26 protein-coding genes are annotated in these 21223 nt (G+C 52.7%); 1 reads left to right on the top strand and 25 read right to left on the bottom strand.

The features are described from left to right. Positions 1–9 precede the first annotated feature (9 nt). From BN3795_RS20795 to BN3795_RS20870, 17 genes are all read right to left on the bottom strand, one after another. Positions 10–474, bottom strand: coding sequence for a phage tail tube protein (locus tag BN3795_RS20795; protein ID WP_068786616.1), 465 nt, complete (start codon positions 472–474; stop codon positions 10–12). Between the two features lies 1 nt (position 475). Beyond that, on the bottom strand, positions 476–1792 hold the full coding sequence (locus BN3795_RS20800; RefSeq protein ID WP_068786617.1) for a phage tail sheath family protein: 1317 nt from the start codon (positions 1790–1792) through the stop codon (positions 476–478). Further along, a complete protein-coding gene (locus tag BN3795_RS20805; protein WP_068786618.1) occupies positions 1792–1977 on the bottom strand; it encodes a hypothetical protein in 186 nt (61 codons plus the stop codon). The genes BN3795_RS20800 and BN3795_RS20805 overlap by 1 nt, the downstream gene beginning before the upstream one ends. Next, positions 1967–2401, bottom strand: a complete 435-nt coding sequence (locus BN3795_RS20810; protein ID WP_068786619.1) for a phage tail terminator family protein — start codon at positions 2399–2401, stop codon at positions 1967–1969. Before BN3795_RS20810 ends, BN3795_RS20805 begins: the two co-directional genes overlap by 11 nt. Before the next feature lie 4 nt (positions 2402–2405). Continuing rightward, positions 2406–2828: an HK97 gp10 family phage protein gene (locus BN3795_RS20815; RefSeq protein WP_068786620.1), complete on the bottom strand. Its 423-nt coding sequence runs from the start codon at positions 2826–2828 to the stop codon at positions 2406–2408. After that, positions 2828–3181 (bottom strand): ABC transporter ATP-binding protein, encoded by a 354-nt coding sequence (locus tag BN3795_RS20820; protein ID WP_232729997.1) that lies wholly within the window; start codon positions 3179–3181, stop codon positions 2828–2830. The genes BN3795_RS20815 and BN3795_RS20820 overlap by 1 nt, the downstream gene beginning before the upstream one ends. Further along, the gene (locus BN3795_RS20825; protein ID WP_068786622.1) at positions 3178–3549 is read right to left on the bottom strand and encodes a hypothetical protein; all 372 of its coding nucleotides are present in this window, start codon (positions 3547–3549) and stop codon (positions 3178–3180) included. The genes BN3795_RS20820 and BN3795_RS20825 overlap by 4 nt, the downstream gene beginning before the upstream one ends. A gap of 29 nt (positions 3550–3578) precedes the next feature. Beyond that, positions 3579–3728: a hypothetical protein gene (locus BN3795_RS25670; RefSeq protein WP_198524786.1), complete on the bottom strand. Its 150-nt coding sequence runs from the start codon at positions 3726–3728 to the stop codon at positions 3579–3581. Between the two features lie 2 nt (positions 3729–3730). Then, positions 3731–4648: a hypothetical protein gene (locus BN3795_RS20830; RefSeq protein ID WP_068786623.1), complete on the bottom strand. Its 918-nt coding sequence runs from the start codon at positions 4646–4648 to the stop codon at positions 3731–3733. Positions 4649–4673: 25 nt separating this feature from the next. Beyond that, positions 4674–5255 carry a phage scaffolding protein gene (locus BN3795_RS20835; RefSeq protein ID WP_068786624.1) on the bottom strand — a complete coding sequence of 194 codons (582 nt, stop codon included), beginning with the start codon at positions 5253–5255 and terminating at the stop codon, positions 4674–4676. Positions 5256–5362: 107 nt separating this feature from the next. Continuing rightward, a complete protein-coding gene (locus BN3795_RS20840) occupies positions 5363–5629 on the bottom strand; it encodes a hypothetical protein (RefSeq protein ID WP_068786625.1) in 267 nt (88 codons plus the stop codon). A gap of 56 nt (positions 5630–5685) precedes the next feature. Next, positions 5686–5895 carry a hypothetical protein gene (locus BN3795_RS20845; RefSeq protein ID WP_068786626.1) on the bottom strand — a complete coding sequence of 70 codons (210 nt, stop codon included), beginning with the start codon at positions 5893–5895 and terminating at the stop codon, positions 5686–5688. Positions 5896–5908: 13 nt separating this feature from the next. Next, positions 5909–7681, bottom strand: coding sequence for a minor capsid protein (locus BN3795_RS25195; RefSeq protein ID WP_110945283.1), 1773 nt, complete (start codon positions 7679–7681; stop codon positions 5909–5911). Then, positions 7668–9098 carry a phage portal protein gene (locus BN3795_RS20855; protein WP_068786627.1) on the bottom strand — a complete coding sequence of 477 codons (1431 nt, stop codon included), beginning with the start codon at positions 9096–9098 and terminating at the stop codon, positions 7668–7670. The genes BN3795_RS25195 and BN3795_RS20855 overlap by 14 nt, the downstream gene beginning before the upstream one ends. Before the next feature lie 17 nt (positions 9099–9115). Further along, positions 9116–10360, bottom strand: a complete 1245-nt coding sequence (locus BN3795_RS20860) for a PBSX family phage terminase large subunit (RefSeq protein ID WP_068786628.1) — start codon at positions 10358–10360, stop codon at positions 9116–9118. Next, positions 10353–11045: a phage terminase small subunit gene (terS, locus tag BN3795_RS20865; RefSeq protein WP_068786629.1), complete on the bottom strand. Its 693-nt coding sequence runs from the start codon at positions 11043–11045 to the stop codon at positions 10353–10355. The genes BN3795_RS20860 and terS overlap by 8 nt, the downstream gene beginning before the upstream one ends. Positions 11046–11099: 54 nt before the next feature. Beyond that, complete coding sequence (locus BN3795_RS20870) at positions 11100–11393, bottom strand: hypothetical protein (RefSeq protein WP_068786630.1); 294 nt, start codon at positions 11391–11393, stop codon at positions 11100–11102. An 85-nt stretch (positions 11394–11478) separates the two neighbouring features. Between BN3795_RS20870 and BN3795_RS20875 the strand changes: the two genes are divergently transcribed. Continuing rightward, positions 11479–11754, top strand: coding sequence for a DUF3892 domain-containing protein (locus tag BN3795_RS20875; RefSeq protein WP_068786631.1), 276 nt, complete (start codon positions 11479–11481; stop codon positions 11752–11754). 349 nt (positions 11755–12103) lie between these two features. On the opposite strand, the gene BN3795_RS20880 is transcribed toward BN3795_RS20875, so the two are convergent. The 8 genes from BN3795_RS20880 to BN3795_RS20915 all read right to left on the bottom strand — a co-directional run bounded on the left by BN3795_RS20880 (position 12104) and on the right by BN3795_RS20915 (position 21216). Further along, the gene (locus BN3795_RS20880) at positions 12104–12535 is read right to left on the bottom strand and encodes a transcriptional regulator (RefSeq protein ID WP_068786632.1); all 432 of its coding nucleotides are present in this window, start codon (positions 12533–12535) and stop codon (positions 12104–12106) included. A 5-nt stretch (positions 12536–12540) separates the two neighbouring features. Continuing rightward, the gene (locus BN3795_RS20885) at positions 12541–12807 is read right to left on the bottom strand and encodes a hypothetical protein (protein WP_068786633.1); all 267 of its coding nucleotides are present in this window, start codon (positions 12805–12807) and stop codon (positions 12541–12543) included. 7 nt (positions 12808–12814) lie between these two features. After that, the gene (locus tag BN3795_RS20890; protein WP_068786634.1) at positions 12815–14206 is read right to left on the bottom strand and encodes a DEAD/DEAH box helicase; all 1392 of its coding nucleotides are present in this window, start codon (positions 14204–14206) and stop codon (positions 12815–12817) included. Further along, positions 14194–14484: a PDDEXK family nuclease gene (locus tag BN3795_RS20895; RefSeq protein WP_068786635.1), complete on the bottom strand. Its 291-nt coding sequence runs from the start codon at positions 14482–14484 to the stop codon at positions 14194–14196. The genes BN3795_RS20890 and BN3795_RS20895 overlap by 13 nt, the downstream gene beginning before the upstream one ends. 290 nt (positions 14485–14774) lie before the next feature. Beyond that, complete coding sequence (locus BN3795_RS20900; RefSeq protein ID WP_068786636.1) at positions 14775–17183, bottom strand: virulence-associated E family protein; 2409 nt, start codon at positions 17181–17183, stop codon at positions 14775–14777. 169 nt (positions 17184–17352) lie between these two features. Beyond that, positions 17353–18030: a DUF3310 domain-containing protein gene (locus BN3795_RS25985; protein WP_232729998.1), complete on the bottom strand. Its 678-nt coding sequence runs from the start codon at positions 18028–18030 to the stop codon at positions 17353–17355. Between the two features lie 258 nt (positions 18031–18288). Continuing rightward, positions 18289–19227 carry an AAA family ATPase gene (locus BN3795_RS20910; protein WP_068786637.1) on the bottom strand — a complete coding sequence of 313 codons (939 nt, stop codon included), beginning with the start codon at positions 19225–19227 and terminating at the stop codon, positions 18289–18291. Positions 19228–19233: 6 nt separating this feature from the next. Next, complete coding sequence (locus BN3795_RS20915; protein WP_068786638.1) at positions 19234–21216, bottom strand: DNA polymerase; 1983 nt, start codon at positions 21214–21216, stop codon at positions 19234–19236. Positions 21217–21223: the final 7 nt, after the last annotated feature.

Here is a 21223-nt window from a genome sequence, read left to right on the forward strand (position 1 = left end):
CTAGTGATTTTAGCCCAATACAGGCGTTGCAAAGCTATCTGGCATATCGACATCATCAAACGTAAAATCGCAATCCTCATCCAAAAACTCAGCATCGACATCGAGCTTGGCCATAATCACGCTGTCCAAGTTGACGTTGCGCAAGATGACTGTCTGCCGGCCAAGCGAGCTGTTGGGGTCCTCATTGACTACAGTCAGGTCAAAATAGGTGTCCTTGCCAGTCTTGATGTAATCCAACATCATCTGGCGGAAAACCGGTGTAGCATAGTAGATCGTCATACTACCCGTACCAGTCCAACCAATCGCTTTAGACTGAGTGCCACGTCGACCGAGCGCCTTAAAATCGGACTTATTTTTTTCAGCCCGGGCTTCGATCGATTTAGCATAAAATAATTCCTCAACCCGGTCGTTGAGCGTTGCATAGGCGCGGCCTTCTTGACCGCTGATCGCATCTCCAGCCTTAAAGAATCCCATCTTACTTCACCCGCACTTTCATATAAATCTTTTCAATCGCATCCACCGGCTGCGCCCCGATCTCGGCGTACACCGCATCCGATTCGTTGCCGGCCACAAGAGTAACGTCGGTTTGCGCGTCAAAATTCTGGATTGCATTGATCGCCTGCAATGTATTCATGTAAGCAATGATCTCACTCTTCAGCAAGTTACGACCGTCAGCGTTGTTATCCACCTTACCCAGGTAGAAGTTTTCAAACGTTGTCTTGAGATCGTTCGCGATACCATCCAGCACCCGCAGCACGCGATTCTTGCGGAACTGCTTACCCTTTTCCGGCGTAAACGAGTGCAGTGTATTAATGTCCTGCTCGACGATCGCGCGGCCGTTGGACGGCGTGAAAACAAACTCGCCGCTCAGCAGCGCCGCCTCTATCTGGCTGTTGGTGTAACGTGGCGACACGTCCACAGCGTCGTCGTAAGCGGTGTATGTGAGCGCCTGGCTCACGGTGGCCCCGGCAGTAGCTCCCGCCACCCAGGCGACCGCTTGCCCCGCTGTGAGCGTCGTGCCATCGGACAGTACCACGCCGTTTTTAACGCTGATTACGCCCTCATAATCAGCTGCCTGGTAATTGGGTACGACAGCCTGCACCTTTTTACCCTCGTCCTCCCGCAGACGCCGGACGAACGCCGTATACAGCGGCTTGAGCGTTGTATCGTCTACGGTCAGGCCGACCGTGTTAAAGTCCAGCAGCTCCAGCGCCGTCAAAAACGCGGTATGATCGGCATTGGTCACCGCGCCGTCGGTGCCGCCCGTGAAATTGACTCCTGCAGTGGCCGTGAGATCGCCATTGCCGGACCATGTAACCCAGCCATTGGCCGCCAGCTCCGAGATCGCGGTAACAGTCTGGCTGTCAACCACGACCCCCGAAACCAACGTTTTGACGTCAAACTTGTCGGGATCGTCGATATTGGCCTGTACCACGACCGAAATAGCATTGCCGCGCGTCCCGGAATACTTTGCCGTTGCCGTCAGGTCCCCGGCGTTTGCAGTTGCTTTATCTCCGCTATTCAGCCGGTACAGCAGCAGCGTCTTTGCCCGCTTGAGCGATTCACGAACGAGCAAGAGCGCAGGATCGTTGATATCAAAGCCGAGCACGTCCATCGTGTCCGCTCCGGCCTCGACCGTAACAATCTGCTTTTCAGGTCCCCACGGCAGTGACAGCGCCAATGCTACTACGCCGCGCTCGCCGACCGCCCCAAGTGCCTTCGGCTCCGATACCGTATTGACGTAAACGCCAGGACGGACTTTATTTTGGGATGTCCATGTTCCTCCTGCCATTACCCTTTCACCTGCGCTTTCTTAAATTCTTCGACTAGCCGTTTGGCTTCTGCGATCGTGTATGTTTTGTTTGGCTCCAGCACCACGGACAAGATATCCTTGTCGATTCCCTGCCACTGGCGGGACTGTAAAAACTGATCTTTCGTAAAGCCCGCGGCGAGCTCCTGTTTTTCCTTAGTTGCCATTTTTCAACCTTCCCTCCTGCTTGAGAGTTTGCATCTTAACCCCCGGCGGCTTCTCGGAGTAGACCATAAAGTTAAAGTCCACAAAGAAATGCAGCACGCCGTCCACAACTTCGTGATTCATTCCAGTACCCCGGTACAGCGCCCCGTCAACCTCGATCTGTCGGAGCTTATCGTATAGCTGTTCGGCCATCCCGTGAGCTTCTTCGTTGGGATCCGCGCCGCCCGGGAAGTAATGGAGGTCGAATGAATAGGACCGGCGATAGCGCCGATCCAGCTCCCGATCTTGAGCCGTGGTCAGGAGCTTAACAAAAAAGCACGGCGCCTCGAAGCCCTCACGGATCGCCTCCCCGTAGATATCCAGCGTCGGGAAGAGTTCCGACAGAGCGATAATAACGCCGCTGCGGATACTATTTACCGTTGTCACGGCATCATCCCTTTCTACCGTTCATGAGCTGCTCCAGCAGCTCGACTTGCTTCTTCTCGATGAATTTCGGCATCTCCTTTTCAACCAACTTCATACTGATCGTCATCATAAATCGACCCTCGACCCATCGCGTGGAGTTCTTACCGGCGCGGTGGCCGTACTCCACGTATGAGGCATACTCGGTGTTGTTGTATATCTCCACCTCATATGCGTTGCCCTTCCGTACAACGTTCCCGACTTGCCAGTTACGTCTCAGCTCGCCAGAGTCTACCGGTGTCCGCCTTTTGACCTTCCGCTCAGCTCGATAGGCCATCTCAAGCAAAAACTCCCGAATCCAGCGCTCGATAATCCGCTGGTCAAGGGCCGTTTTAAACGTCTTAGCCAACCGCTCAAACTCACCAAATTCAAAGCTTCCCCACTTCGCCATTACGCCTTATCCTCTCGCTGGATACTGATTTCCTGGTGCGACTCGTACAAAAACGGCTCGCCGGCAGTATAGGTTCTGGTGATCTGTCCCCGCGTCACCGTCAGCGTATCGCCTTGTTTGATTTCCAGTTCCGGAGCGGCAAACAGCTTCGTTTCGTAGGCAATCCGATTCACGGACTCGGTCTGACCGTTGGTCCCGAGCGTCTTCTGGGAAAGCCGGCATGGCTGCTGTTCATAGACGACAACAAGCCGCTGCTTCGTCTCCCCGTTGACTTTGACCTTCTCGATCCGCTGCACCGTAACCCGATCTGTATAGGTGCGCTCCAGAGCTAATCGATACCGCCTAATGTTCACGGGTACCACCTCATCCGGCGATATCGATTGAGATCGGAGGCATAGAGCATAAGCAACGTCGCCATGCCCGTACCGCCGCCACCGACGGCGGACTCCTTAACCGACGTGTCACCAATCTTAAGGTCGATGCCCGCGGCGAGGATCTCATCCATTTCGGGGAGATGGGACTGCTCAGCCTTAAAGGCTGTCATGGCGATATTCGCCCAGGTAAAAGTCAAAGCGGCAGGGATCTCCTCCACCGTATCCCGGCCAATGTAATTGGCAATATGAGCGCCAGCTTCGTCGATGTACGACTTCATGAGCGCGTCAAGGCTCTCCGGCAGGTTCCAGCGGCGCTTAATGATTGCAGCGACATCATCCTGCAGCATCGTAACCCCTCCCAATAAAAAGAGAGCGGTTATTCACCGCCCTCCGGTTTCTTAGCCTTGCCCTTTGTTTCCTTCTCAGGCTCTGGAACCACTCTCTTAAACCCCTTGCGCTCCAGAGCCTGCGCATCAACTTCCTCCGCCACCAGTTTCACCACATTCAACTTTTGCAGCTTAATCATGATTACGCCCCCAGGGAGACTTGCACTGTCGCCAGCTTGTTGTCCGGAACAATCAAGTCGTGATATTTCCGATAATCCAGTTTCCAAGCATTCGCTTTTTGGTTGGTTTGCGGGTCAAAAATCCGCACAACATCCGTTTTGCTGATTCCAATCGGCGTGTTACGAGACGAGATAATCCAGTTGATGTCCTTAGCTGCAGCATCCGGCACAAAGCCGCCAGCGGTCTGGCCGGCCGTTAAACCGTCGTTAAACACATAAGCGGATTTCATCCGACTAGCCACAACCGGCACCAGCGGAATGCCTTCCAGCGATTTCACCGTCAGATTGATCCCGCCTTGTCCGAACTGCGTCACATCCAGCTTTTTCTGGAGTTGCGAATTTTTCGTCAACACCTGGTATGCCGGATAGCTAATAGAGATAACCATATTGGCCAGGTCTACGCCACGTCCAGCAATAGCAAAGATGTCGTCATACAACTTATCCAAGATGTCGGCTTCATCCGGCGTATAGGTCCCCGAGTTGCCTGCATCTGCTGCCAATGCGGCCAGCCTGCTGTAGCGGTAAGCGTCGATCTCCGGGATGACATGCAGCCGCTGGAACTCCGACATCACGTTAGCCGCAGTTGTGCCAAAATTGGTCTCATCTACGTCCATAGCGTCGAGTTGGAAGGTCCGGCCGCGGTCTTGGGTCAGCGTGTGCGTTTGGTACTTAAACGTCACGCTACCTTGGTTAAAGCCGTTGTCGCGGTCATAATCGGCCAAGCCCTGAACCACGATATCCGGAATTTTGATTTCATTACCGCCGTTGTACTTTACCTGACCGGCATTGCTCTCCATCCATCCGGAAGTCGCCTGTTGTGCTACTTGCTTATCCAGCTCGTTTTGAAATAGTTTTGCATACTCCAATGTGTTAATTGGCATCGTTCAATTCCCTCATTTCCCAAAATTATTTTTGTGCGAAAATACTACTGATTGCGGCAGCGTCGGTCAGCGAGCTTGCACCTGACCCTGCCCCTGCTCCAGGATCGGCAGGGTTTGCCCCTTTGAAGGTTGGCTTATTTTCGGCAAACAAAAAAGCCTTGCTTTCCCGCAGGGCTTTGATTTGATCTTCCAGGCCGGCTTTGATGCTACCGTCCTCACCGAGTTCGATTTTCGTTTTGTCGATCAGCCCCGTGACCAGATCCGCGTCGTGTACCTGACCAGCTAAGGCAAGCTTCAGCGCATTGCTGAGCCGCAAATCCTTCAGCTCTGCCTCGTATTTCTCCTGAGCCGCCTTGTTGTCCTTCTGAAGCGTTTCGATCTGCTTTTTCAGCGCCTCAGCATCGCCACTGGACTTCTTCAAGTCCTCAAGCTGCTTATCACGCTCCTTTAGGCTATCCTCGGCCTTTTTGCGTGCTTCAGTCACCTCGTTATACTGCGACTTGGGCACAAAGTGCTTCGGCAGCTCCTTATTCACATCGCCGATCAATCCGTCGAGCTTCGACTCATCGACTCCTGCAGCCTTAAGTATTTCTTTCAACCAATCCATATATCTCGACCTCCATAGATTTTTATAGCTGCTCTCCAGCTAAGGGAGTGGGCCGCTATGCTCCGGCCAAAGCACGCCTAGTTTTACGCCATGCGACAGGGCGGCTATTAGTCAGTCACCATGTCGTAATTTTCGGCCAAGTCGGCCGCGGTCAATACGATTAACGTGCTGTCATCAGCTTTGGCAATGTACTCGCCAACTTTGACGATAATCACGTTGTACGGTGTCCGGACAATCCGCATCTGCACCCCGGTCGATGTATATTCGACCGATACCGGCAAACCAACAAAGCCGATAATCTCCGTGATGCGCTCGTAGGTGTTTTCAAATTGTACAGCGTCGATAAACTTCTTCTCTCGATACCGCTGAATCATCGCTCCCCCTCCTTTCCGGACAAATTAAAAGCACCCTCGCATATCGGAGAGTGCTTTTATACCAAAACCATTATTTTGTTTGCTTGCTCCTCGGTGATTTCTTCATAATCAAGATCCTCACCGACGAATATTCGGCTCTGCCCGGGATCAGGTTCCCAGACCTTTGTATCCGGATTGAATCGCTCAAAATTCCCATTTATAAACCGGTACAGGCGGGTCGCTGATTTACCGTCATATCCGTATGCAAAATAAAAATCCTCCGGCATGGGCGCCGCCTCCTCACTTGATTTTATCGATGTCCTTCGGTACGACCAGTTTCGATGATAGAACAAACATCTCTCTTGTCAGCTCGACTCTCCGCTCCGGTGTCGTGCTGTCCAGACGGAACTCCTCATAGAGCTTATGCAAAGGCCCGTTTTTCAGCTCGAAGCTTTCAGGTGTATGGAATTGAACCTCGAACCTCTGACCGTTTGGACTTGTGAAAATCACATTGATGCCACGGTATGGGTTACGCTTATCCCTCCAGGTATTCTTGAGCTTGAAGGTTGAATAACCCTTGGCCTCCATCTCGCGTACAACGCTGAAATAGGATTGCACCAGCTTGTCGCCGGCAGCCTGGTAAGTGTAGCGGATGACATCATTCGTCCCGGATATGGTTTCTCCGATCACCTTGGCGTCAAGGCTGTTCTTGCTGTCCGAATTCACTTTGCGCAAGTAGGATGCTTTGGTCTTAAGGCGATATTCCAAGCCGACCATTTCGGTACCAGTCCGGTCCGATATCTCCTGCAGGTCAGCGGTGATTTGTGGCTCATTAGTCGTTATCTTGTCGTAGGCATTCAGCTTACGATAATCGGCATTTAACCGTCGCCATCCCTCACCATCAGTATACTTCAAATCTTGGAAAGCGGAAAATGATTTTGGAGCGTCGGAGCCAAGGATCTTCTTGTATCGTTCAAATTGCGCTTTATCACTCGACTCGTTGGTGATCTTCTTCTGCGCAGCTTCCGCCTCTGCTGCGCCGTATCGCTCCACAACATGCTTCTGGTACCAGTCCGCGTATTTCATGTCGCCCGGCACTGTGTAGGTCTTGCCGTCCAGATCCCGCGCGATCCGCTCACCCAAGTCCTCGTCATCATCAAAATAGGCCACGGTTGTACTGCGACAATTCGCATGCAGCGGCGGCCAGTTGATTCCGACTTCCTTCTCAGACAGATCAAATATGCGGTCATCCATGCTCCGGCAAATCTCACTCGTGCGTAAATCAAGTGTAGCGAGGAATTGATACTGCTTAACCACCCCGCTGGCTTTGTAGCCGTCATAGGTTCCTTCAGCGGCAATGTGGGCGCTTTCGGTGCGTACCAAGCGCGCGGCGTTCGACTTGGAAACCTCGAAGCGGTCACGCAGGGTCCTGACCACCTTATCCAGGCTATCCCCGCGGATAAACGCTTGTGACAGGTTAGTTTGAAGCTCTCGCGCCAACTTGTCCCGGTTTCCCCATATCCGCTTGGAGAAATTGCTTCCGGCCCAATCGGTATAGAGCACCTTTTCGAGCCGCTCATCATCCACCGCGGCGAACGTCGTTCCGAAACCCGTGCCCCGCTGAATGTCAAAGAGGGTACGGTAATAGGAATCCGTATAATTGCCACTCAGCAGCCCCCGGAAGCCCACCTGTTGCCGTCCAGTCAGCATTTCAAGCTCATGCCTGATCTGGGTCAGCAGCGCCTCGTATCGGCTGATCCGCGTCCGGTAATAGACATTGTTCAGCTGCTGTGTCCATCGCCCATCAGCGTTGTCCTTAGCCTTAGCCGTGAAATCCTCCAACGTCATTTTAAACTCCGCCAGCTCGCCCTTCTCCAGTTGCTTCTTCGCCTCGACCATCGAGACCTGATTTTCGTTGGCATACCGAGCGTAAAAGGCTTCAATATCCCTGACGATAGTATTAACCGATTTGCGGTACTCCTTCGTAAGCTGATTGATGTACAAGTCCGCTTTGGCATGCTCGGCTCGGGCGTTGATCTCAGCACGTTTCCGCCAGTATTCAGCTTGTTTCATCGTCGTCGCCCGCCTCGCCTCCGGTCAGCTCCGGGTACTGTTCCATCTCAGCCTCCCGCTCCTGCTTGATCTGCGCCTCCTCATCCTCGACGCTCGTAACCCACGGATGGTTGGCCAAGATCGTACGATTGCTGATCACCCCCACGCTGTTTCGGGCGTTGGTGACCGCCTCGGTCTCATTGATCGTGATGTCCCGGTTAAAAATAAACTCGACCGGTGTATTGGAATAATCCTTACCCGTCGAGTTATATATGTGCTGATCGATAAACCAAAGCAGCTGTTCAAGAGAGGCCTGGAATTCGGACTCCATGTCGTTTGCATCCAGGTCAAGATCCGCATACAGATGTTTGAGCGCGATGCCGCTCGGCGAATTGCCGAACCGTTCCGACTGCGTATCCACGCCGCGACCAAATTCATAAATATCTTTGCGTAACTGCGCGATATGCGCCTTGTGTGCTTCGGTGTCGATATCAAGGCTGATCGACTCAATGCCGCCGGTACCTTTCACAAAGGCTACACGGTAGATTGCCAGATTACGCCGGAACTCAGACGCGCTTGTCCCATCGTAGTCCTTGACCACATACAGGCTATTGGGTAGATCCTCCAGGTTGTTGGCATTGTCGCTGATCTTGCTATCGTAGTCGTCCACCTGGCGCTTGATGATATCGATCAGCGGCTGCTCCTCGCCGTTGTACTTGAAACAAATAAACGGCACCCGCTCCCAGTTGTATGGCTGCTCCTCATCTGCGACCAACGAGAAATGAGCAGCAAAATCAATGAATCGGAAATCGCCGGCCTCGCTCTCATATCGACGCACCCCGTCTTTGTTCCAGAACTCTATTTTAGCGATTGTCTTCTTGGTCTTGGCCACATAGACGATTTGATCATAAATCCGGATCACCGCATCAAGCTCCGTATGAGCGGAATCACGCCACAGTGGGATGATCTCCTCGCTCGGGATCAGCTGAAACGCCAGTTCCCCAGCCTCGTTATAGTAAACTTGCACCCACGCCTTACCGCTGTTAATCGCATTTTTGCCAAGGTTCTTCAGCAGGCGCCTAAAACCTTGGTCAAAGTAATTGTCGAGCTGCGCCTGATAGCTGGCTTCGTCAGTACGAGCCAGAAATGGCTTTGACAGGAGATACCCGACCTTCTGATCCACCAGTTTCCGGACAAAGCCGTGCGGGATCCGGTTGTCCGCCAGGTTATGCACCTGCGTCAGCTTACCGTCGGGGCCGATCGCCTTCCGCGTCCGGTTCAGGATGTCATTCTTGACCCGGTAATACGCTTGGCCAGTCAGCATCAGCTTGCGTTCATCGGAACTCATCCAGGCCTTCACTTCCTCCTGGACGATCTCGTCAATGCTCATCGGCGCGTTGCGGTCCAGGTTCTCAAGTATTTCATGTAGGGTGTTCATGGGCTCCTCCTTTCTCTTTACTCGAACGAAACACCACTTGGTTGCCGGATCTGCTCCATGGCATACCTTAGCGCGTCGATCGTATGGTTAAAATCATCAACCGGCTTGTTCAGGAATTTTCCCGCCTTGTTTTGATCCCAAACATAGCTGGATAACTCAATGCTGACATTCGGGCAGCGGAATTTATGAACAATGATTTCGTATTGCTGAAGGTACTGAATACCGACCTTGACACTGTCTCCGCCTTTCTCGGCCGCCCTAATCCGACCAATACCTAGGCTACGAATCTCGTCGATGGACTTAGGCTCCGAAGAATCGGCGATTATACGTTCTTTGGCGTACCCCTTGGACTTGATCATCGAAGCGATGTCGTTGTTCGTCATACCATGTTCATAGTGCTCATCAAAGATATAAAGCTTCTTCTCGTCCTTATTTACTAGGGCTGCCACCAGGGCTGTTGGGTCGTTGGTATACCCGAAATCTAGGCCGAATACCGCTCGGTAGCCAGGCAGCTTAGCGATCGCGCGATGATCGAAATCCTCCTCACGCCAATCCTCGAATATCGCTCCTTCGGCAATCCCCCAATTTCCTTCCCCTTCAACTCGGTAGCGTTTCGGTTTATATTCCCTCATCCACTCAAACCGTGCGCGATCATCGTCACCCAGGAACTCGTTACACCGATATGTCGTCGTCAGGGCTAACGTATCGGGATCCGGGTTGTCGAAAAAGCGGCTCTTTAACCAGTGCTTTTCATTCCAAGGGTTAAATGTCAGCGTCAATTGTTTGAAGTACCCATCTGGCATCTCGCCCCGAATCGACATATCCACTTTGTCAAAATCGTCCTCGTTCATGATCTGGTAGGCTTCCTCGAACCAGGCCCAACACAAATAGCCGGTGTCCACCGTGATAGAGGTGATCGACATCGGATCATCGAGGCCCCGGAACAATATCTTCTGTCCTGTAGGCTTGTATATAGCCTCCAAGGGGCTCTTTTTGAAGTTCCAGAGGTGCGCGACTCCCAGCCGATTAACAGCCCATTTGAGCTGTGCCCAGGTGCTGTCTTTGTGCGTGTTAAATGTCTTACGGAGAACGAGAGTATTCGCCAGCGGCATCTTCATCATGTTGTATGGGATCCATAATGCACTCGTGACACTCTTCTTGGATCCGCGACCACCCTTAACAACACGGTAACGACCTTTGAAACGCCAAAAGTCGGAATATCCCTTTCCGACGGTCTGCTGCAAGCTAATTTCTTTACTCATGCAGATCATCCCTAAACACAACGACTTCTGGATTCGATTCGTTGTTAATCTTCTCAACCTCGCCTTTAAGCTTCTTAATCCTCAGTTGCTGCTCCTCGGTAGCCATATCTGTTTTTAACAGCTCGTCATATTGCCGAATAAGGCTCTGCAGCGTCCCCATAGCCCTGCTCTGGGCTTGCAGGAACGTCGCTTGCTTATCCCAGGCTTGCTGCACTTCCCAGCGCTCACCGAAGACGTTCCCGCTCTTTTCCTCAACCCGCTCGACCGTCTTGTCGTCCCGATCCTTAACGTACATGATCTGCTGCGCCCGAATGATGGCCGTATACTGAATCATAATGTTGTCCCAAACGATGTCGAGCGGGGAGCGGGTCTGCAGCTGCTCCAAGATCTCCAAAGACTCCGGCGGGAGGTACTTCTGAAACAGCCCGTGCTTAACCGCCTTGCTGTTTCGCGGCGGACCGCCTGGTCCTCCGCGGTTGCCTTTGGCGTTTTGGTTACCCGGCGGGGCGCCGCCTTTATTTGTGCGCACACTTTTTTGTTTGTGTGCACCCTTTTTCCGGTCCCAGCCATGCCGCTGCTTCCAGCTCTTCACGGTATTTAGGGATACGCCGTATTTATCGGCAATGTCTTTATATTTCATACCGGACATATAATCCTGTTCGGCTAACACGCGTGTTTCCGCCATCTACATCATCACCACCCCCGGCGTTGTGTTGGTTTTGCAAAAAGAAAAAGCCACCTATCGGCGACTCATAAACGACTCTATCGGCTTCCACAAACTTAATTCATACATCCAATGCCTAAACCAATCTTCGTCTCTAATCATGAGTGATAAGTCAATCATGGCCGGAATATCATCAGGCCAAACAACGGGAGCTCCATGGATCCCAACCTCTGAAACCGGCATTGTAACAGGCCCGTATCCTTTAGGATTTGTAACAAAAAGATCCACCTGTCCGGAATTAATTCCCGTGACATATCCAGTAATTTTAGTCCCTTCGTGTAAGGCAAAGGCCCAATCTCCCACAATCATCAGTTCATCACTCCTTAACCCTTAGCCTAGCGAAACTATTTCCAAAATATACCGTATAGGTATATAGAAGGAGGTGAAAAGTCATATGGCATCGTATCAAATTACACATATTCGCTTGTCAGACCCGTGGGGTTCCAACACTGAACATATTACTCATGTTATGCTCTCCGGTGGAACTGTAGAAACGCGGGAGGAAGTGGTCCGTTACATCGACGGTGGCCATGAATACTTTTATACTCATGGACCCTGGAACACTAAAGCCTATGTCGAGACCGTTCACCCATACGGCAGACCCGCCTACATCCGGACAAAAGCGAATAACACCACGACGGACAACCTGTTAAGTCTTCCAAGATTCTAATTGACCAAATAAGCCCGAGCCCATTCGGGCTTATTTCTTTGCAAATAAAATACCGGCACCCGAAGGCACCGGCTAAAGAAGGAGTAACCAAAAGGCGAATTAAATGCCCCAGGTGGATTCGAACCACCGATAGCATCGCCCATTCTCGCCGTGAGCCGGAATCGAACCGACGCGCTGCTACCCCATTGGGGGCAAAATAGAGAGACGGGAGAGAATGCTGTTCAGACAAAAACTAAAGGCGCGACCGCCTAACAACCTGAGGTTATTGTCAGCCGCGTCTTTATTTTTTTTCTCCACACTAGCATAATATCATGATTTTTGAGGCGAAAAGTGCAACTGACGTGCAATCTTATCTCCAGCCAATTTTAGCAGCTACCGATTGAACAATTTCATCGCGCCAATTAATTGCTGTTCTTCGGCTCACATAACATTCCTTTGCTACCCCATCCCAAGTCAATAGCTGCGGACGCGTCCAGTAACGAACTTGAACTAATTTTTGCTTCTCAGCCGGGAGTGCGGCATACACTGATTCAATCGCATCCACAATCGCCTGCAGCTGTTCTAGCTTTTTATGGCTAGTCAAAAGCACTGCTGTCCGTCCTGTGGGGTCGCCCGGAAGATTGCTGCGGCCCCCACCGACGTTCTCGTCATCGTTTTTACCTTGACTGTGAAGTATCTCATTTTTCAGCCTCAGAATCTCTTTTTTAGTCTCGTGGTAGACATAAATTTCTGATTCAACATGCTGAAATGTTCCTCTTCTAAGTTTTGTCTGGCTCGACATAGCTATCACCCCTCTCCTGAATCAAACACTTCCGCTTCTGTTACATCCACCGTCACCGCGTGGATCCCGTCCCACAGTTCCCGGATTTCCCTGGCTTTCGCCACGACAGCCGCTTTCTGCTTCGGCGTCAGAACGATGTCCATCGCTTCGCCGTAATGTCGCTCAGCCATGGCGTAGGCCCGGGTGTGAATCTCATTCTGGGCTGCCCAAAAGTCTTTAGGCTTTAGCCGCTTAAGCTCTTTGGCTGCTTTGCGTTTTTCAGCTCTGTTCATGTCCGGATCATCTCCCTTCAGCCTTGATCTTCTCGGCTCGGACTTTCAGGGCTTCCAAAAGTTTATCCTGCGTCGTTGCTTTAGCTTCCAACGCCGCCATCACGTCCTCATCCGCTCCTCCCTGAACGACCAGGTGATGCAGAATTACTTTTTGCTTTTGGCCTTGGCGATGTAGACGACCATTTGCCTGCTCATACAGCTCTAGCGACCAAGTTAAACCAAACCAAACAACGTGATTTCCACCGTCCTGTAAGTTAAGCCCATAGGCCGCGCTGGCCGGGTGCGCCAAGAGAATATCGATCTTTCCAGCGTTCCAATCCAACTGATCCTCTGGTGTTTTTAAGTCGCGGATCCGGAGTCCTGATTTCTCCAGCGCCTTATGGATCCGATCCCGGTCATGCTGATAACTGTAAAACACCAGCGCCGGCTTTCCGTTCAACTGCTCGATCAGCTCCATGAATGCCTCGATTTTGCAATCGTGAATTTCATGGACGTTTCGATCGCCGTCATACAACGCTCCGTTACAAAGCTGTAGCAGCTTACCTGTTAACACAGCTGCACTCGTTGCGGTGATCTCAGTTTCCTCGTCGATCTCCAACAGTAGTTCCTTCTCCATCTGCTTGTACTGTTTTTGTGCCTTGTCGTCCAAGACAACCGGAATCACATTCGTGATAGCGTCCGGCAGCTCCAGGTAATCCTCTGCTTTCATGCTGATGCAAAGGTCTGCGATCTTGCGTTGAATGACTTCGTCAGCTCCTGGCTTGGCGATATACCCAAATCCGTTATAATTCCGCTCGAAATACTTTTCGCGATAGTGCGTGATCCGTTTTTCCAGCCGCTCTCCTTGATCCAGTAGATTGATCTGCGCCCACAGGTCAAGTAATCCGTTTGGTGCCGGCGTCCCGGTCAGACCGACGATCCGGCGAATGTGAGGCCGTACCCAGGTCAGCACCTTAAACCGCTTCGCCTGATGGTTTTTAAAGCTAGAGAGTTCATCCAGAACTACCATGTCAAACGGCCAAGCGTTCCGGTAATATTCCACCAGCCAAGCCACGTTGTCCCTATTGATGACCCAGATATCACCGGGCGTATTCAGTGCTCGGATCCGCTTCTGCTGGTTTCCCAGCACCGGAATAATCCGAAGATGCTGCAGATGCTGCCACTTGGCCGCCTCGTTGCTCCAGGTGGCCTCTGCCACTTTCTTCGGCGCCACCACCAAAGCCCGGCGGATAGCAAAACGGTTATACTTCAAATCATTGATAGCTGTAAGGGTGATGACGGTCTTGCCCAGGCCCATGTCCAAAAATAACCCTAGGGCCTCGTCAGCCAATAGCCGGTTAATGCAATACCGCTGATAATCATGCGGGACAAACTTCTTTTTCTCGCTCAATGCATCCATAAATCCATACACTCCTGGATCAAAGCATCTACTTGCTCCCGGCTATCGATCACCCGGACATCCTGCTGGTACGACTTGATTCGTTTATGCTGCGCCAGCTGCAGCGGTCGCGGTTTTTCTCCCGGGGCTTTCAGCTCAACGAATACGATACACCCCCCGGGAAAGAACACGATCCTGTCGGGCACTCCGCTGTTCCCAGGGGATGTCCACTTCGGGGCCCAACCTCCCACCGCTTTGACCCTCTCCCGCAAATAAGCTTCTATGTCTCGTTCTCTCACTTGACAAACCTCCTCAAGATGTGTTACGCGTGCGCGCCCGTACACGCGTAACTTTTTTATAAATTAGGCGGATTAGGCGTTATATATAAGTCCCTAAATTCTATATTCTCTTTGTTATTCTTATTTAGTTAATTAAGTGTCAACAGTGTCAATTAAGTAATGTAAATATAGATTTTATAAGGCCTATTGGCTTTGACACTTAAGTTGACACTGATGTTGTCACTTATCGGAACTGTCACATTGCCTTTGTTGCCACTTCTCAAAGTGTCACGCCCTGCTTGTCAACATTGTCAACTCGATTTCCGTTTAAATCCCCGCTGGAATTCATAAGGCCCAAACCTTCCTCGGTACTCTTCCCACCCGGGTATCGAGGCCAAAATACCATTTATCTCCCGGGTGTCCGTCTGCTTCATAAATTTAATGTCCGATCGGAAGCATTCACACCAAATCTCTGCGGCGCATATCCGGTCCCGGGGCCCTGCCTCCCCTTCATGGGGCTTCCCAAACTCTCCGCTCCAGTACATCAGTCTCGAAGGGATATCACGTTTTTGCCAGTCGTCCGGAACTGGCCGCTCTACGAATGCCCGGATGATCCCCTCTTTAGCGCTGCTTTCCCTGTGAGCCTCCTGCTGATGTTTGCTGAGCTCTTCAGCCTCTCCGGTCAAATATAGAGCCTCGCCAAGTTGCCAACGTACAAAGGCCTCCGCATAAATTTGGTCAACTTCGCACTCCAGATCCCGAAAGACGCTCTTTGTCGGCTTCAAGATCCCGACGTCCACCGGCCAAAAGCGCCGGTTCCCGGTCCGGTCTCGCAGGAATTCGCTGTCGTTCGTTGTCCCAAAGAATACACAGCGCCGTGGGTACGGCATGGTGCGCTTCCCGTAGGCTTCCCGGTAAATGTCCTCCGTCCGGCTGAGGAACTGCTTAACGGCGTTACTCTCGGATTTACTCATCCCCGTCAGCTCGCCGACCTCGTTGATCCAAATGCCCTGTATCATCTCACAGGCCTCTTTCCCTTCGAATGTCGTCAGGCTGTCGCTGTACCAGTTCTTTCCCAGCAGCCGCAGGAAGGTCGACTTCCCGAGCCCCTGCGGACCGGCCAAGATCGGCATATAGTCATATTTGATTCCGGGCTGCATGGCACGAGCGACAGCAGCCGTCAGCGATTTGCGGGCCACTGCCCGGGTGTAAACGTTGTCCTCTGCGCCTAGATAGTCTGTTAATACCGTATCAAGACGAGGCACTCCATCCCATTTCAGGCCTTCTAGGTATTGCCGCACGTCGTTGAAGCGGTTTTTATGGGAAACGAGCGTCAGGGCGTTATTGATTTTTGTCTCAACGGCAATACCATAAACTTTCTCAATGTAGTGATAAATGCCAGCGTCGTCGCTGGTACCCCATGGCCTCCGCTCTGTTCGTGCATCCCACGGGAGTGGGCCGAGCACAAGCCCCCGGTTTGCGAACTCATCAAAAGCGATTTTTCCCTTCAGCGCGGGATCGTTTTCTAGCACGATCAGCACGTTGTCGACCGTTTTGAGGTACATACCGTTGCTGTTGATCTCAAGTTTCTTCATCCAGTCCAGATCATCCGGCGCCGCCAGCGCTTCCGCCGCAGCGGCGTCCTGAAACCCCGCGACGGCCTTTTCATACCGCTCAGCCATCAGCAGCCCTGCAACTGCCTCTTGCTCCATCGCAAACGCCGTCATAGCAACGTAGCTCGGCAGCTTATTCGTCGGCGTCCCCGGCTTCGCTTCGTCGTCCTGGTCGCCGAATTTATGCAGCCGGACCAGATCGAAGGCATTCACCAGGCGACCGCTGCACGGGTCTGTCGCGTGGTGGCTGTAGAGGAATTGACCGTCATCGTACACGATCGCACCGCCCGTGGTGGAGCCGCCCACGTACGTATAACGGCCGCTGCCGTCATCGGTCGGGACATAGATCCCGGGCAAGAACTTCTCCATAGCGGCATAGATGTTGTAAACTCGGCAGAACGCCCCAACGACACCGGGCTTGGTGGTCGGGTCGCCTTGTTTCGCAGCCATCCGGACATGTGCTTGGTTGGTCCCGGGAACCTGTGGCCACTCCGCGATGTTGCGCCAGTCCGCATACATAGCAAGCACGCCATCAGCGGATAGGAACGGTTTATCACCATAAGTAAAGACGTATTGGCTGTCGGCACAGCAGCTCGGCCAGTACATCAGACGAGCAACCTGAAACGTCGTCGGGTCACACAGCTCAATCCCAATGATTGCCGCCAGTTTGCGGGCCAGCGGCTCATATTCGTCGGCTGTGACAGTCCGATCGAGCGGCACCAGTACCCGCAGCCGAGGCTTGGCCTCCTCGTGCTTGCGAGTACTGTAGACTGCATAAGCGCAACCGAGACCATCCAGCCGGCGCAGCACGTCCGCCGTACCGCCGGCAGGGATGTTGTCTAGGTCGAGTGTAATCACGTCGCGCCCGGTCACCGCCCCGGCCTTCCGCCGGCCGCCGGCGAGGGCCCCGGCGACGAAGCCCCCGACGTCCTTCAGATCGTCCTGCTGGCTCTTTGGCATCGCCAGGTACTGCGCCAGCGTCTCGGTGCCACGTGTCGCCGTCCGCAGGCGCTCCACCAGCTCGGACCAGTAGATCATCTGCGGCTGCCAATTCGTGCTGTGCCGGCTGCCGGCGGCGGATACGGTTAATTGTCTGTTAAATTGCATGACGCCTGCCTCCTGCTAAGCTATTTCAGTGCTTCTACCTCGACCTCGATAGGGGAACAGTACCATCCTGCACAACTTGGGCAAAGCGGCTCCTCGATCTCGTCTCCTGGCTTCTGCTCCAGCGCGAAACGCTGCTTGCAAGTCTCACACTCAAAAGCTTCCCATTTCATCACGATGCGCCCCCGATCAACCGGTCCAGATACCACTGCGCCTTTTTGAGATCCTCGATGCCGTTCTTCCATTTCCAACGCCACAGGTACTTGATCGCTGCTCCCGTGCTGTAAGCCTCTGGGCCATCAAGTCCGACCGTCGCCGCCTCGATTGCTTCGATGCACTCAATGCCGCCGCGGGTATAATGAGGAGGATGATTAACGGGATCGCTCTCAAGCGTCGCTGTGACAGGAGCTTTGGTATCGGGCAGTTCAGCCTTCAGATCCTCAATCAACCGGAGAAGGGTTTCCTCTTGTTCTTTCCAGGATGCTTGGTTCGTTAGAAGCTGGTCACGCTCGTGTGTCAGCTTTTCCACTTCCATTGTCAGTCGTTCGATCTCCTGATCAGCCTTATTAAGCAGCTCCAGCTCTGTTGCTGGCCGTTGAACAGTATTCTTCTCCCGGAGCAGTTCCGGCTCGGGTTCCACTGGAGTGGGCTGTGTGTTTTGATCAAGAAGGGCCCGCGCCTTTTCCGCCGTGATTCCTTTCAGCCCCCATTTTCTCACCCAGTTGTGGATCGTGTTGTATTTCATACCCCAAGCCCGTTCGATGCTGGATAAGGTTTCTCCCTTTGCTACTTGTTCAATCAGGATTTCCCTTGTCAGTCCGCATTTTGGTCCTTCTTTTATTGGTGCCATGAACTTAGCCTCCTTTGGCTTTTCTCGGTTTCGCAACTCCTGAGCTGCTATGCGAACCCCTACAGGTCGCTTCTCAGTTTTGTCCGGGGCTGGCAATGCCTGATATTTAGCCCTTTCTTCCGGTGTCATTGTGTAGCTGGTGTATACTTGCATAGTCGCGCCGCATTCGCATTTGATGCGATCCTTTGGCGGTTGTGCTATCTCGAATTTCTGGTTACATCGGGGGCATTGAGCGATATATTTCACGCTTTTCACCACCTAATTAGCGCTTATGATTGCGTTTAGATCCAATTTCAGTAGTCGGCTTTGGGCTTCTCGAATTATCTTAATCAGGGCTTCGCGTTCGGAGTCAGCGAGACCATGAGGAGAGGCCACAAGATCCTGTGCGGTTAGCGAGGCCAGGTCCTTACGCGAGGGCTGCTGCATCTTCGAAACCCTTATTGCCTGCCGGCGGATCGATCGCTCGACATGATTCCGAACCGTTCGAGCGTTACCGAAGTCCGGTCGGGACTTCTCTATCCATAGAACGCTAGCCAACGCCTCCAAGTAGTCCGACGACGGTTGATACTCCTGCTCCAGCAACATCTGATGAGCGATTCTGATCAAATCAGGCACGTCATAATCCGGAAAATGAATCGTCGTCGGGAACCTAGAAGCTAACCCGGGGTTAAATGAAAGGAATTCAGCCATATTCTTTGGGTAGCCAGCTGCGATCACGACGATCTCGTCGCGCATATCCTCGATGAGTTGCACCATTGTTGCGATCACTTTGTCATCATGCCGGTGTTCTGCTTTGCCGATAAAGGCATAGGCTTCATCGATAAACAAGACACCACCCCGGGCTTCCTTAAATTTGCTGGCCACCTTCTTTTCAGAAGCGCCAACAAGGGAGTCAGTTATGGTTCCGTGGCTGATTTCAACAAATGGGACGCTACCATTCTGGCGTTTCAACAGGCCGATTTCGGCAAAGGCCTCCCCGATCAGACGAGCAGCTGTAGTTTTTCCCGTTCCTGGATTGCCTAGAAAGACCATATGATTCGTTTGGGGTTGAGCCTTAAGCCGGTTCTGTTTACGAAGCTCTGCGATCCGGCGGTATTGGACCATTTGTTCGACTTGCTCCTTAACCTGAGCCATACCCGGCATTGCAGCAAGACGGCTTAATGCATCTCGAGCTCTTTCATTAATTGAATATTCCATAAGGTATCAATCCTTCATATAAAATTCAGTCGCAAACCCTGCAGCCTTTAGCGGTAGTCCCGGCGCCCATTCGATCGGCTGGGCCATCAAATCCAGCACGCGGTCCAGCTCCTCTCCCTTAGCGGACTCAACACCAATCTCGTCGTGTACGTGCAGTACCGTCTCATACCCCGCCTGATCCGCGCGAAGCAGTGACTCAGCCAGACAGTCCCGGGCGATCGCCTGCACCACGTTCTCGACGAGCTTGCCCCCGTAGGTGCTGATCTTTGTCCATTTGCCAGTCTTTTGATCCGGCCCCATATAGTGAAGCGCCTGCTTCCCGAAGTCATTCTGTGCAAGTGACGGCTTCACATAGTAGAGTTTCCGTCCACTTGGCAGCTGGATCGTGAAGAAATCCAGACCACTTTCGTGATGACTCTCTCTTGCGAAGATGATCCCACGCACGCCTACCGGTTGCCCGGTTTCCATGACCTCAATCGCCGCGGCTTCAAAGCTGAACCACAGATCGACGATACGCCGGTTCGCGTTACGCCACCGCATGACGATCTCTGGCAGCTCTTCTTCCTTCAAGCCCATGTCGAGGGCCCCCATGTTGATAAGCGCGCCGGCAGCGCCTTGGTACCCTAGCGCCAGCTCCGAAACCTTCCCTTTTTGTCTCAGGTCGCTGTCCTTGCCAATAGACTCGATTGGCACGCCGAACATCTGAGATGCTGATGCTTCATAAATCTTGCCATGAGAAGCGAATACGTCGAGCCTCCATTGTTCTCCGGCCAGCCAGGCGATGACGCGGGCCTCGATCGCGTTGAAGTCGGCCACAAGGAGCTGCTTACCCTCTGGCGCTACAAACGCGGTACGAATGAGCTGCGAAAGCGTATCGGGCACACTTCCAAAAATCAACTTGAGCATTTCGACCTTACGCTCCCGAACAAGTTGCCGGGCAAGCTTCAGCAATTCCAAAGCCATTTTGTTTTTAGTCAGGTTGTGAACCTGCACCAGTCGTCCGGCCCAGCGCCCCGTCCGGTTCGCCCCGTAAAATTGGAGCAACCCGCGCACCCGGCCATCCTCACAAGCAACTGTCCGCATAGCCTGATACTTCTTAACGCTGGTCTTGCTGAGCTCCTGGCGAATCTCCAGCATACGTCGAGCCTTACCCACGTCCACCGTCTTAATCAAATTTGAGACGGTGTCCTTTCGTAAGTCCTCAACCTCCTCCCCGATCTCCTCAGTCAGCCATTTTTTGAGCTGCTGAACGGATTTCGGGTTATCAAGACCAGAGAGTTGCACCGCTTCTGTCATCAACTCCGAGGTGATCTGCTCGTCAACGGCCAACGCCCCCTCCACAAGCTCCAAATCGCAAGCAATTCCGCGTACATTGATCTTTTGGTCAAGCTGCCAGAGTCGCCATTCCTTTTCAGGTACCGGGAATATAGACAGCCGCTTAAGGATCTCCATCTCAGCCACGACGTCACCGACGCAGTACTGCTTGAACAGATCCCACTTCTCCGGTTCGTGGTGCGGGAGCGTTCGGGTGCGCCCTCCGTTTGCCTTGGTCGGCTTGCACGGCACGCAGAATGTGCGGATCAGCGCGCCGCCGATGCCCATCTTCTTCTTGTCCGACGGCAGGCCCAAGGCTTCCCCCAGAGCGGCCAATCCTGCTGGATAACCGAGATATAGACCGTGGATCTGAGTACAACGCCACTGCGCAAGCCAGCCTAGCGGATCGGCAACAGCGAAATGCTTACTCAAGCAGTACCATTCAAAAGCAGCGTTATAAGCGTGTTTCACTACCCAAGGATCAAACAAAGCCCTGCATACTTCCTCCGGTATGGTCTCTCCGCGCTTCAGATCGACGATCCGCACAGGTTGCCCATCCCAAGAGTAAGCGAATAGCAGTATTTCAAAGTCCGGAGACTGAACGTATTTATAAAGGCCTGATTTCTTGATGCCTACGCTACTGTATGTTTCAAGGTCAATTGATAAATGCCCCATGGCAACC

The organism is Paenibacillus phocaeensis (assembly GCF_900021165.1).
Taxonomy (GTDB): Bacteria; Bacillota; Bacilli; order Paenibacillales; family Paenibacillaceae; genus Fontibacillus; species Fontibacillus phocaensis.